General features: G+C 39.9%; 11 protein-coding genes. 3 read left to right on the top strand and 8 right to left on the bottom strand.

Annotated elements, in window-relative coordinates:
• Positions 1–160 precede the first annotated feature (160 nt).
• Positions 161–1333, bottom strand: coding sequence for a multidrug effflux MFS transporter (locus tag JIG37_RS10110; RefSeq protein ID WP_199529299.1), 1173 nt, complete (start codon positions 1331–1333; stop codon positions 161–163).
• 177 nt (positions 1334–1510) lie between these two features.
• Between JIG37_RS10110 and JIG37_RS10105 the strand changes: the two genes are divergently transcribed.
• Positions 1511–1987 carry a hotdog fold domain-containing protein gene (locus JIG37_RS10105; protein WP_199529298.1) on the top strand — a complete coding sequence of 159 codons (477 nt, stop codon included), beginning with the start codon at positions 1511–1513 and terminating at the stop codon, positions 1985–1987.
• Here the strand turns inward: JIG37_RS10105 and JIG37_RS10100 are convergent.
• The 5 genes from JIG37_RS10100 to JIG37_RS10080 form a co-directional block, all read right to left on the bottom strand.
• Positions 1984–2466: a polymer-forming cytoskeletal protein gene (locus tag JIG37_RS10100; protein WP_138601455.1), complete on the bottom strand. Its 483-nt coding sequence runs from the start codon at positions 2464–2466 to the stop codon at positions 1984–1986. The two genes, JIG37_RS10105 and JIG37_RS10100, sit on opposite strands and share 4 nt — an antisense overlap.
• Entirely contained in the window at positions 2456–3607 is a 1152-nt protein-coding gene (locus tag JIG37_RS10095; RefSeq protein ID WP_199529297.1) for a M23 family metallopeptidase, read from the bottom strand. Before JIG37_RS10095 ends, JIG37_RS10100 begins: the two co-directional genes overlap by 11 nt.
• Before the next feature lie 150 nt (positions 3608–3757).
• Positions 3758–5071, bottom strand: coding sequence for a fumarylacetoacetase (gene fahA, locus JIG37_RS10090; RefSeq protein ID WP_054551781.1), 1314 nt, complete (start codon positions 5069–5071; stop codon positions 3758–3760).
• Between the two features lie 141 nt (positions 5072–5212).
• Complete coding sequence (gene hppD, locus JIG37_RS10085; RefSeq protein ID WP_055021474.1) at positions 5213–6259, bottom strand: 4-hydroxyphenylpyruvate dioxygenase; 1047 nt, start codon at positions 6257–6259, stop codon at positions 5213–5215.
• 448 nt (positions 6260–6707) lie between these two features.
• Positions 6708–8171 carry a peptide MFS transporter gene (locus tag JIG37_RS10080; RefSeq protein ID WP_054551779.1) on the bottom strand — a complete coding sequence of 488 codons (1464 nt, stop codon included), beginning with the start codon at positions 8169–8171 and terminating at the stop codon, positions 6708–6710.
• Positions 8172–8668: 497 nt separating this feature from the next.
• Here JIG37_RS10080 and tyrR point away from each other — a divergent pair, with 497 nt between their 5' ends.
• Complete coding sequence (gene tyrR, locus JIG37_RS10075) at positions 8669–10225, top strand: transcriptional regulator TyrR (protein ID WP_138601465.1); 1557 nt, start codon at positions 8669–8671, stop codon at positions 10223–10225.
• A 63-nt stretch (positions 10226–10288) separates the two neighbouring features.
• Here the strand turns inward: tyrR and JIG37_RS10070 are convergent, their stop codons facing one another.
• Entirely contained in the window at positions 10289–10777 is a 489-nt protein-coding gene (locus JIG37_RS10070) for a hypothetical protein (RefSeq protein ID WP_054551777.1), read from the bottom strand.
• 110 nt (positions 10778–10887) lie between these two features.
• Here JIG37_RS10070 and JIG37_RS10065 point away from each other — a divergent pair, with 110 nt between their 5' ends.
• Positions 10888–11418, top strand: a complete 531-nt coding sequence (locus JIG37_RS10065) for a thioesterase family protein (protein WP_194441699.1) — start codon at positions 10888–10890, stop codon at positions 11416–11418.
• Between the two features lie 60 nt (positions 11419–11478).
• On the opposite strand, the gene JIG37_RS10060 is transcribed toward JIG37_RS10065, so the two are convergent.
• Entirely contained in the window at positions 11479–12720 is a 1242-nt protein-coding gene (locus JIG37_RS10060) for a DUF642 domain-containing protein (protein ID WP_054551960.1), read from the bottom strand.
• Between the last annotated feature and the right edge of the window lie 47 nt (positions 12721–12767).

Raw genomic sequence — 12767 nt, 5'->3', positions numbered from 1 at the left:
ATCATCTAAAAAGGAGGACATATCATCGAAGTGCTGAATTAGAGACATAAAAAATCCGATATTATTTCTAATATCGGATTTTGAAGCTATGAAAAGATCAGTCAAGTGATCATAAAAATATTCTTAACTGATCAGCATTAGGCAATCAATGCCCGCTGATTTATGACAAATGCTTATGTTTGATCAATAAGTAGGCAAATGGGATGAGCATTAAAAAATGTACGCCAATTAATACTGGTGTAGTCAAATTTAACAATTGCGTTATAAAGACTAATAAACTTGCGCCACTCATTTGCATTAAGCCAATAAGTGCTGAAGCCGTACCTGCTTGTTTAGGGAACAAACTTAATGCACGGCCTGCTGATGAGCCAAGTGTCAGTGCAAAACCAAACGCAGCAATAAACATCGGAAACATCAACGCAAGCGCAGTACGTTGTTGGCTTAAGGCCAACATTAAGGCTCCTGCGATTACAAGCAGCAGGAGTCCTGCTTTTAGCGCGCGCTTTGGTTGACGTTTGATGTACAGTGGCATTATAAAGCTTGCCACAATGCTCAATACCGCATTACAGGTAAACCAGAAAGTAAAGTCGGTAACACTGCCACCTAATTCTGTAATAAGCCAGCCAGGTGCTAGCGTAACGAAGACTAAAATAGCCGACATAGTTACCAAGCAAATTAAGCTATGGAATAAAAACAATGGCGTGCTGATAATTGGCATAAAACGGCGCAGGTCAAGAATATGACCACTATATACACTATCTGCAGGGCGGGTTTCTTTATACATTAACAAGGTTATGAATAAACCAATGAGTGCAAATACAGCCATGAATAAAAAGTTCATGCGCCAGCCAAACTGTACTGTGAGCCAAGCGCCTAAAATTGGCGCGAGGGCAGGGATAAAGCAAACGATACCATTAAGATAAGTAATAATTTGGCCGCTGCGTTCACTACCAAATCGATCTCTTACAATGGCAAACGCTACTACAAATGTGGCACAGGCCCCCAAACCTTGCAGTGCTCTTGCAATCATCAGGCTTGTAAAATCAGGTGCTAAATACGCGCCAAACGCCGCTAAACCATAAATTGTCACACCGGTTATTGCTACAGGCTTACGCCCAAATTTATCTGCTAATGGCCCTGCAATGAGCTGCCCAAGTCCGACAGTAAGCATAAAAATAGCGACGGTTTGCTGAATTTGCTTTTCTGAAGCACTGAATTGTTCTGCAATAGTCGGAAATGCGGGTAAGTAAATATCTATTGCTAACGGGCTAAAGATAACCAGAAGGCCAAGAATAAATAGTAAGCTGAGGTTTTTGTGCTGGCGTGACTGCATTCGCTCTCCTTTAAAACGGTATTTTATGTGCCCCTAAAGGAAAAGAAAAGCGTTCACTTGGCTAAAAGTGTAATACATACGTAATCATTAAAACTGCTTACAAAAAATTTCCATTTCGCTATCTGGTCTGATGTGTTAGTTTTTTATCTTACATCATAAAAATAATGGATAAACGTCGTGAGCTCACCATCATCATTATTAAAAATTTGGACTAAGTGTCAGTCATTGCCGAAAGGTAACTGGTTGTTTAGTAAAGCCGTGTGCTTTAAAGCACCTTACTTTGGGTCTATAAAGCCATTGATCACAAATTTGACTGCTGGGCATTGCAGTGCAACTGTTAAAAATCGCCGCGCAATCCATAATCACATTGGTACCATCCATGCAATTGCACAGTGCAATGTGGCAGAGCTATGCGCAGGTTTAATGGTTGATGCAACGGTACCTGCAAAAACGCATCGCTGGATCCCAAAAGGCATGACAGTAAACTACTTAGCAAAAATTGATACAGACATGCGTGCAGTTGCCCAGATTGAAGTGCCGAGTGAGTGGCTAGAAAAGCAGGATTTGCTAGTGCCCGTTAAGGTTTACAATAGCCGCGATGAACTTGTCTTCACCGCGGATATCACTATGTATGTAACCGCCAAAAAACGTTAAGACTTATCAGCGGCTTGTTTGTTTACAAACGACAAGTCGTTGTCATCATCAGCCAATATTGAATTACTCGTTTGTTCTTCAGGCTTAATAGGCGCCACATTATCTTCTTCATGACGATGTTTTAAGCTGCCTTCAATGATAGCTCCGGCTTCAATACTTAAAGTGTCGTGAAATACATCACCATGGACTTCAGCAGTACTTTCAATTGTCACTTTGTTGGCAATGAGTGAACCAATGATTTTACCTTTTACGACCACACTGTCTGCTTCGATAACACCTTCAATCATACCTGTGTGACCAATCACTAAGTGTTTAACATGTAAGTCGCCTTCGATACGACCATCAAGTTGAACCTCACCTTGGCTGGTAAGGCTACCTGTTAAGCGTACGTCTTCAGAAATAATAGAAGGAGTATGGTTGGTTCTTTTTAATGATGAGCCAGACGAACTAGCTGTTGATTGTTTTTTTTTACCGAACACGAGAAAGCGCCTTTGTTATTTTAACTGGATTGACATGTTTGCCATTCACTAAAACTTCGTAATGTAGGTGGGTACTGGTACTACGGCCAGTACTACCCATTAAACCGATGACATCATCTTTAGTTACTGTTTGGCCTTTTTTAACCTTAATTTTATTAAGGTGGCCGAAGCGAGTAACGAAGCCATTTTTGTGTTGTAGTTCGATAAAGTTGCCATAGCCGCCATTACGACCTGCACGAAGTACGGTGCCATCGGCTGGAGCAAAAATTTCGGTTTTATGCCAACCGGCTAAATCAACACCTTTATGAAAAGCACGGCGGCCATTCATTGGGTCTTTGCGTAAGCCAAAACTGCTAGAAATATAGTAGTCAGCAGCTGGGAGTGTTTGTGGTAACTCACTCAGCAAGTTTTCTAGGTTGTTTAACGCTAGTAAGTTGTCGGCAATTGCTAGAAATTCAGCAGGTATTCTTGATTCGTCAAACAAGTCTAACGGGCCACCCTGGGCTGTTTCTGAGCTTTCAAGTATTGAGGTATTGGTTAGACTACTATCAAGACCAGCCCCTTCGAGCATGGCAACAATTTCTTGATGGCGTAATTTGATTTGTTCATCTAGCACTACGAAACTACGATTATAAGCCGCATCAAGACGTGCCAAACGCTCAGTCATACTTTCTAAGCGTTTTACTTGTTTTGGTTGCTGCTCATCTTCTAAAGGAGCATGAAAATCTTCAGCATTTTCTTTAATCGGTAAAAGTAGAGGTTCAGCATCGTTTGGCAAGGTGGGTTTGTTCATCGATTCAGGTAGTGATTCAATCATGCTTTGCAATAGCGCTTGTTTTTGCTCAAGAATTGCTAGTTGCTCTAATTGTTTTTCATAGGCAGCTTGCTGTTGAAAGTGCTGCTTTTTCCACTCTTGTTGCTTGGTAACCTGTTTTTGCTCAATGCTGGTTATCTTGTCTGCTTGTGAAATGATTTGAAGTGTTGAGATACTAAGCCAAGCAATGGCTATTAAAATAACCATTAAGGTCGTCAATTGTAGCCAAGGCGCTAATACCAAGTGTTTTACTTCGCCATTTTGACGGATCAACAGCTGTCGAGCTGGAAAAAACGTGCGATAAAAAGACTTAAGTTTAACTAACATGGCGTACAAAATTTAACTAATAACCGAGTTAAGATAGCAACCTCAGTTAAAAAAGCCAGCAAAAAATTGTAACTCAGCTGAAAAAGCACAAAAAAAAGGGCAAAAAATGCCCTTAATACTTGTTCTGGAAATAAAAATAGTGAGTTACTTTTATTTAGCAGGTAGCACGGTTCCTTCAACTGAACCAAAACCAATTCGTGCAAAACCGTCTTTTTCGCACCAACCACGCATGATTACGTTGTCGCCGTCTTCTAAGAAAGCACGCTGCTCACCATTAGCAAGGGTGATCTTTTCTTTACCACCGCGAGAAAGCTCTAATAATGAACCTGCTTCTTCGTGCTCAGGGCCTGATTGCGTACCCGAACCTAACATATCGCCTGGTTGAAAATTACAGCCATTTACAGTGTGGTGAGTCACCATTTGCGCAACTGTCCAGTAAGAGTGCTTGAAGCTTGATTTAGATACTTGTGTTGGTGCTTCGCCGGCTGCACGCATCTTTTCAGTTTCGATTTGTACATCCATTTTGATATCAAATGCACCAAACTCACGGTTATGAGCTGACTCTAAATAATCCATTGGTTGTGGATCGTTTTCGTCACGTGTCCAGTTTGTTCTAAATGGTGCCAGTGCTTCTGTCGTAACAATCCAAGGTGATACAGTCGAAGCGAAGTTTTTCGCAAGGAATGGACCAAGCGGCTGGTATTCCCACGCTTGTAAATCACGTGCAGACCAGTCATTAAATACACAGAATCCAAATACGTGGTTTTCAGCATTTTCAATGGCAATTGCATCGCCTAATTCATTACCTTTACCAAGGTAAATACCTAACTCAAGTTCGTAGTCAAGGCGTTTACAAGGGCCGAATGAAGGGACTTCTGCATCTGGCGCTTTAGTTTGACCATTAGGGCGGTGGAACGTTTGACCAGATACATCAATTGACGATGAACGGCCGTGATAACCAATTGGTACCCATTTGTAGTTAGGTAGAAGTGGGTTATCAGGGCGGAATAGACTACCTACCGCTGTTGCGTGGTAAATAGAGGTATAAAAGTCAGTGTAATCACCAATACGGCACGGTAGTGCAAATTCGATGTCAGCTTGAGCGATAAGCGCTTCGCTTAATTGCGCTTGCTCACTGGCACCTTCACGAAGTGCTTTTGATAACGCTAGACGCAGTGCAGACCAATACTGCTGACCAAGACCCATAAATTCATTTAATGTAGCTTGGCTTGCAGCTTTTACGGCAATCTGTGCATCACCAGAGAATAAACCAAGTTCATTTACTTTTGCTAAGTCGATAACTTGATCACCAATTGCTACAGCGCCACGGAACGCTTCGTCTGAATTTTTACGACGTACTTCTGCAAAAGGAAGGTTTTGAATTGGGAAGTCACAGTTCGCTTCGTTAGCAGATGCAACCCAGCTTTTTAGATTAATATCGTGGGTTTCGTTAATTAGGCTCATACTCTTTCCTTATTGGTTCGCGCTGATTTATTAGTTATCTATATGGAGGCAATCAACGCAATTTAAACAGTTAGTTTAAAACAGAATTTAAAACGACAAAAAGCAGCGTGTTAAACGCTGCTTTTTATTCATTATGATGATTTAGATTACACCACGACGCTCTTGATCACGCTCGATTGACTCGAAAAGGGCTTGGAAGTTACCTTCACCAAAACCGCCGTCATCTACACGTTGGATCATCTCGATGAAGATAGGACCAAATAGGTTCTTCGAGAAAATTTGCAGTAGATAACAGTTTTCGCTTTGGCTATCTACAAGGATTTGATGCTTACGGATCTTCTCTTTGTCTTCTTTAACCCAAGGCACACGGTCAAAAATGGTGTCGTAGTACTCTGGGATGATATCTAGTGTCGCAATCGTTGATTGGTCAAGCTTATCAAGTGAACTTACTAGGTCATTCGTTAGGAATGCTAAATGCTGTACACCCGGACCATTGTACTCATTTAAGTACTCATCGATTTGGTTGTTGTTGTTATCTTTACCTTCATTGATTGGAATCGAGAAAGTGCCGCACGGCGATTTTAGTGCGTAAGATAATAACGCTGTTTTTTGACCTTTAATGTCAAAGTAACGAACTTCAGTAAAACCAAATACGTCTTTATAGAAGTTAGCCCATGTTTCCATCGTGCCTTTATAAACGTTATTGGTTAAATGGTCGATACGGATGAAGCCTTTGTCTTCAACAATGTTTTGCTCGCTTAAATCTTCAAAATCTGACTCATAGATAGAACCTTTGTCGCCAAATTGCTCGATGAAATAAATTAAGCTGTCGCCGATACCGTAAATAGCAGGGTATGGTAAGTTTTTGTGAGTTGAGTCTGTCGCAGGTTTTGCACCACGCTCAACAGCAACCTCGAATGCTTTTTGCGCATTCTCTACACGCCAACCCATAGAACAGATTGCTGGGCCGTGGCTTTTAGCAAATTCAGCAGAGAAACCTTCACGCTCATTGTTTAGTAAGAAATGAATGTCGTGTTGGTTGTAGTACACAATGTCTTTACCTTTGAATTTTTTTAGCTTTGAAAAGCCAAAATCAGTAAACACTTTGTCCATGTAATCTGCATCAGGTGTTGCGTATTCAGTGAATTCAATGCCCATTAGGCCTAACGGATTATTTACTTCGCTCATTGTCATTACTCCCGCAATTATAAGCACTGCGCTAAAAAGAATTATTGTTATGTAATGAGCGGATGATTAACCAGAAATTCAATTTGGGGAAGATCACAGCGTTATTTAGCCAAAGTCCCTTTTGTAAATTTAATGAGACAATGGTTTTAATTTCATCATGTGAAGTGAAAATAGTAAAAATAAAGATCAAAAAGAGTAAATAAAGCGCCGTTAATAAATATTTAATGAACTGATATTTATAAGCTTTTTTGTATTTTATTCGTTTTGTTTTCGCCAAATAAAGTTAGAGTGAATGTATCGAATTGTTTACAAAGTTAGTGGTTGTCAATTTCAGTGAATATTTAAATAGGGAAGTCGAAAGTACGAAATGATATCGAGTGTAGTTAACTAGTAAAGATCTAACGGCGGGAAGTACGTAGCCCCACAGCATAAACTGTGGGGCTTAAGGTTACTGTTTGTCAGCAGTAATCTCTAATTCTTCTTCGAGAATTTCTAACTCATCCTGAGAGGTATCAGCATCATGCATCCAATCAACAAGTTTGTCTGCCAACAGCCATAAACAAATACCTGCGATGAAAGCCATAATTGCTACACCACCAAAGGTGTTTAGAGGGCCACTTTCACCTACAAGCTGACCAATTGATGCTGCTGCGTAGTTGCCTAAACCAGAGAATAGGAACCACATACCCATCAATAGTGAGGTAAACTTCAGCGGAGCGAGCTTAGATACCATTGATAATCCAATTGGTGATAGACATAGCTCACCCATTGTGTGGAATACGTATGCCATAACTAACCAGATTACATGAGCTTTTGTATTTGCATCATCACCAATTTGTAAGGCTGCACCTACCATAGACACGAAGCCTAGGCCTAGGAATAACATACCAAGAGCAAATTTACGCGGAGAGTCAGGCTCCTTATCTCCCATGCGGATCCATACACTTGCGAAAATTGGGGCTAAAATAATAATGAAGATTGGGTTAACAGCTTGCAACCAACTTGCTGGCATTTCCCAACCAAAGAAAACAAGGTCAGTTTTATACTTTGCAAATAAATTCATTGAACCTGCAGCTTGCTCAAAGCCAGCCCAGAATACAATAGTGAAAAAGCTCATGATTAATATAACTTTAACGCGATCACGCTCTTCAGAAGTTAAAGGTTTGTTTGCAGCCTGTGCATCATCACCTTGTTTAGCTGATGGAACTTTACCGATATCGGCAAGATATTTATTAGATAATGCTAACTGTAAAATTACACCAATTAACATACCAACACCTGCGGTTAAGAAGCCGTATTGATAGTCAAACTTTTCACCAATTGAGCCTACAACGAAATAACCTAAAATCGAACCAAGGTTAATACCCATATAGAAAATTGTGAATGCACCGTCACGACGCTTATCAGTTTCAGTATAGAGGTCACCAACCATTGTTGAGATGTTTGGCTTAAAGAAACCATTACCAACAATTAGTAATGCTAAACCAAGGTATAAAAACTCTTTTTCTAGACCTTCGATCATACCGTGAGGTGTACCAAGTGCAAATTGGCCTAAAGCCATCACAACACCACCAAATATAATAGCTTTACGTTGGCCAGATACATTATCAGCAAACCAGCCACCGATAACTGGTGTTACGTAAACTAACATTGCATAGAGGCCTAAAATACTCAATGCATTAGAGTTTAATGCTTTTTGGTAAGCTTCATCAGCACCTGCAGATAATGGGTCAATACCAAAGTAGGCCATATCCCAGCCCATAGCAGCTGCAGTTGCGATTGTTGATAAATAAAGCACGAAAATACCGCGCATACCGTAATAGCTCATACGTTCCCACATTTCTGTAACGAACAGTAAGAAGAGCCCTTTCGGGTGACCCATAAAGTCACCAGCTTTTGGTAGAGAACTCATGAATTATACTTCCTAATTTTAATTGTCGTTGGCCTTATATTATTGCTTTGCTCATTGGTTAATTAATATTGATGAATGAGTGGCCATGTTTTTTTGATGCAGCTAAGATAATGGTTTGTTGCTCAAGTTATGAACTTAAGGGTATAGGACACACCCTTATCCTAGCTACAAGTGCGCTACAGTATACATAGACCTCTTGGTCAGGGGAAGATCTTGCGGTAGGTACACCATTTGTTGCGTTAACTTAACCTTACCAAATACAACCAATTTAAGATTGCTTGATACTTGTCAGTAATAATTAGCAATTCATTTAAGTTTATGTGATGAGTTATTTTGTTTGGGTAGGTGTAATTCATTGCAATGAAAGCGGATCTTTTGGCATCTGGATAGCTGAGCAAGTACTTTAAATTGTCCAAAATTGTTTACAATAGACTATTCAGCCGCTAGTAGTTAGCGTATTATTCTCATACTATAGGTTCCCGTTTTTTGAGGATGTAATGCGTTTAGATATCCACTGTGCTGACCGAATCGGTATCGCACAAGAGATTCTCAATATCTTAGTAAGTTATCAGGTTGACTTAAAAGGTATTGAAGTAGATTCGGTTAATTGTCGTATGTATGTCAGTTTTCCTCCTATTGAATTTGAGCAATTTCAAAAGATCATGCCTTCTATTCGCTTAATTGACGGCGTGATGGATGTTCGCACAACTGCATTTCTACCTTCTGAGCGAGAGCATAATGAGTTAAATACATTACTGCGAGCATTGCCTGATGGTGTGATATCTATTGATGCTAAAGGCTGGGTGCGATTATGCAATGATGCAGCTTGTCGCGATTTACAGCTATCTGAAAATGAAGTTATAGGCGCTAATATTAATAACTTGCTGAAAGGCTTTAACTTTACTCGCTGGTTAGAGGGTAAAGAGGTGCTTGGTCAAACAACGCGTGTAGAAGTTGCTGGCGAAGATTTTATTGCTGATATTCTTCCTATTTCAGTTCCACAAGGTGCTGAAGGGGATGTGTTAGCAGGCGCCGTTATTAACATTAAATCGCAAAGTCGACTTGGTCAGCAAGTGAGTGCCTTTCGTCGATATGGCCAAGAAAGTTTTGCGACAATCCATAATTTTAGCACTGCAATGCGTCGTGTTGTTCGTGAAGCTCGCAAAATGGCACAGCTTGAAGCGCCAATTTTGATAACTGGTGAAACGGGGACAGGTAAAGAACTACTTGCACGGGCTTGTCATTATGCATCTAACCGTTCAGTAAAACCCTTTATTGCCTTATCGTGTGCATCGTTACCTGATGACGTGGCTGAGTCAGAGTTATTTGGTTATGCGGGCTATGAAGAAAACGCGGCACCAAAACGTGGCGTTTTGGAGCAAGCCGATGGTGGTACGGTGTTTTTAGATGAAGTTGGTGAAATGTCGACTCAATTGCAAACTAAGTTGCTGCGATTTTTACAAGATGGCACATTTCGCAAAGTCGGTGATGAAAACGAAGTAAAAGTGAATGTACGTATTGTTGCTGCAACGCAAAAAGACTTACCGGCCATGGTGCAAGAGGGGACATTTAGAGAAGATCTTTATTACCGGATTAATGTTTTGACCTTAGAAATTGCGCCATTACGTGACAGAAAAGCTGATATTGGCCCGTTAGCAGAACATTTTATTCAAAAGTATGCCCAACAAAATGGTCATTCTGTGCCTGTGATGTCTGAAGATTGTTTACGCTTTTTACAAGATTATCCGTGGCCGGGTAACGTACGCCAATTAGAAAATGCGATTTACCGTGCGGTGTCGTTGTTAGATGATAACGAACTGCGTATTGAACATTTGCAGTTACCAACCTTTACTCATGATTTAGGTTATCTTGAGTCTGACTTTGAAGGAACTTTAGATCAAGCGGTAAAACGCTTTGAAGCGACCTTACTTCGTAAGCTCTATCCGGCTTATCCTAGCTCTCGACAGCTTGCTAAGCGATTAGGTTTGAGCCACACCGCAGTGGCAAACAAACTTCGAGATTATGGCATTAACCGTAAGACAGTGAAGGTTTAAAAGTAACCCCCCACAATAATCGTGAATTAAGCAAAAAGCTTGGGTGAAAAGCCAAGCTTTTTGCTACTGTTTGGTACCCATATCCTTGGTGACACCATCAATGGCAATATTTTTGATACCGTCATTGTCAAATTTGATAACAATACTTATGTTATTGCGGGCAAAAAAGTAATCTCGGTTATCTAGGCTTATAACATAATCGCCTTTGACTGAGTCGCTAAATTTGCGCTTTTCAAGTTTTAAGGAGTGATCTGCTATTTGCCAATTGAAGCCTTCAATAAAGCCATTATTAAACTCTTGTACCCAAACTTGTTGTTCGTCTTTACTCAGTGTAATCGCAACGGAGTATGACTCAGGCAAAGACATGTCATAGCTTTTATCACCAATAGTGAATTTTTCGGCAGTTTGTTGCCAAGCAAAACCAAATTTAAAATCTTTTTCCACACCCGTTGGGTATTTTAAAGTACCGTTACCTGGAAAGTTGAAGTCAGCATATGCTGAGCCGGTAAATAAACTTGCAGAAAATAGAGTTACCAAACTGAATAGTTTCATTAGGCTTATCTGTTTTTATAATAATATATGCACAGATTAGAGCAGAATATTCGCCTTAGCAATATGCTGTGATACACTTTGTGAATTATCAACTGGTTAGACCTTTTATTGTGAATCTATATTTTCGACTAATATTATTGTTTTTTAAAATCAAACGTAATCGTGACTATCAAGGTTTACTCGACACGATTGATATTGAATTCAAAGCACTGCCGACTGATTGCGATATTAACTTGCACCTGACTAATTCTCGTTATTTAGCAATGATGGATTTGGCGCGTACTTGGATGACAGAAAGAGTAGGGTTGCTTCAACATATTATGAAACGTCGTTGGTTCCCGATCGTTAATGCGACTGCAATTACCTATATTCGCGATATTAAACCAATGCAAAAATACACTGTTAGTACGCGTTTAGTTGGCTGGGACCATAAATACTTTTACATTGAACAAAAGTTTCACTCTGAGCGTGGATTGCATGCGATTGCCTATGTACGAGGGGTATTTAAACGTAAGAAAGGTGTTGTGAGCGTTGAAGAAATGCTTGAAGTTGCTGGGTTTGAAGGTGTAGCTCCTATCTTGCCAACAGAAGTAATGCACTGGAAAGAAATGTTAGAGCAAAAGAAACTCACAAATAAGTGATACCCAAGATAAATAAAAAAATGCCAGCTAAGCTGGCATTTTTATGGTTTTAAACACAGTTTACTCTGCAGCGCAAACTGCTTCACTAACAAATGTTAAGTCATTAACATGCGAAGGACCATCCATTACAAACGTTGCTTCTGCAGTGTTTTGGTCAAGTGAGTAGATTTTAGCATTTTCACCACTTTCGCGGCCTGAAACATAAATTGTACCATCATCTGCAATCGCAATACCTGATGCCCAATTTACACCATGCTCACCAACAAGTGTCAATTCTAAGCTACCTTCATCTAGCGTATAAAGTGCTTTACCTGTTAACACGTAAAGTACGTTAAAGTCATTTGAGTAAGCAATATCACCATCTGAGAAAGTATCACCAGGGTAAGATAGTTTACCAAGAACTGTCTTATCACCTGTTTCTAAATCAAAGTCGTACATATATGTCTTACTTGTTGCACGAAGAGCAAGACCATCAGCGGTGACTGTTGAGCGGTAAATAGGGAATGAAGTCGCATCAACTACTTCCGCTTGTTGGTTAGTTGCTAAATCTAAGCTGTAAATTTTAGATGCTTTGCTGCTCTTATCTAGTTGCTCCATGAAATAAAGCACACCGTCTTTACTTGCAATATTTGAAGCTGTGTTATTTAGGCCTGCAACAATAGTGACAGAGCTTGAAACTGGGTTGAAATGATAAACATAGCCCTCAGTTTCTGAACCGAAGTTATTAATACCATATAGACCTGTTTCAACTGCACAAGGTTCTGGAATTTCTGTTAATGAAACATTATCAAGAAATGCGCCTAAAGAGTCTGATTTACCAGCACCAGCAAAGCTCAATACTGAACTAGTATCGTTTGCTTCTACAGTAAAGCTATATTTAGTCCAGCCTTTTGTGCTGCTATTAATGGTCGCTAATTCATTACCATTCCATAAAACTTTGGCAGCGTTTGTTGTCGCATTACCTTCAACACGCGCAGAGTAATAAAAAGTAAGTTCGTACTTTTTACCTGCTGAAGTAGCTACGCTCTGTGAAATTGAATAGTTAGCAGTTGAGTCTAGTTCCAGAAGTTGATTACCATCTTGAGCTGGAACAATACCTAATTTGTTAGTTTGTAACTCAAATTTAGCATTGTTACTACGGCTCCAGTTATCGATATTACTGAATAACTGCCATTGTCCACCATGGCCAGTTACTGTGTTATTTTCAAATGACCCGTTTTCAACTAGGTTTGTGCTTGCCATTGCCATACCAGATGCGATAGCTAAAGGTAACACTGCTAATTTAGAAACTAAGCTTTTCATGACAGTCTCCGAAGTTGTTAACATAAAATTAATATTTAATAGTATCA

It is taken from the genome of Pseudoalteromonas sp. bablab_jr010, assembly GCF_016464105.1.
Classification (GTDB): Bacteria; Pseudomonadota; Gammaproteobacteria; order Enterobacterales; family Alteromonadaceae; genus Pseudoalteromonas; species Pseudoalteromonas simplex.
Note: the sequence above shows the minus strand (reverse complement) of the source record. Positions and strands in the feature narration are given on the sequence as shown.

Excerpts from the sequence above, each read along its gene's own strand:
- fahA (WP_054551781.1), bottom strand. The coding sequence starts at position 5,071 with ATGAGCCTAATTAACGAAACCCACGATATTAATCTAAAAAGCTGGGTT.
- JIG37_RS10095 (WP_199529297.1), bottom strand. The coding sequence starts at position 3,607 with ATGTTAGTTAAACTTAAGTCTTTTTATCGCACGTTTTTTCCAGCTCGA.
- tyrR (WP_138601465.1), top strand. The coding sequence starts at position 8,669 with ATGCGTTTAGATATCCACTGTGCTGACCGAATCGGTATCGCACAAGAG.
- JIG37_RS10110 (WP_199529299.1), bottom strand. The coding sequence starts at position 1,333 with ATGCAGTCACGCCAGCACAAAAACCTCAGCTTACTATTTATTCTTGGC.
- JIG37_RS10080 (WP_054551779.1), bottom strand. The coding sequence starts at position 8,171 with ATGAGTTCTCTACCAAAAGCTGGTGACTTTATGGGTCACCCGAAAGGG.
- JIG37_RS10060 (WP_054551960.1), bottom strand. The coding sequence starts at position 12,720 with ATGAAAAGCTTAGTTTCTAAATTAGCAGTGTTACCTTTAGCTATCGCA.
- JIG37_RS10070 (WP_054551777.1), bottom strand. The coding sequence starts at position 10,777 with ATGAAACTATTCAGTTTGGTAACTCTATTTTCTGCAAGTTTATTTACC.
- hppD (WP_055021474.1), bottom strand. The coding sequence starts at position 6,259 with ATGAGCGAAGTAAATAATCCGTTAGGCCTAATGGGCATTGAATTCACT.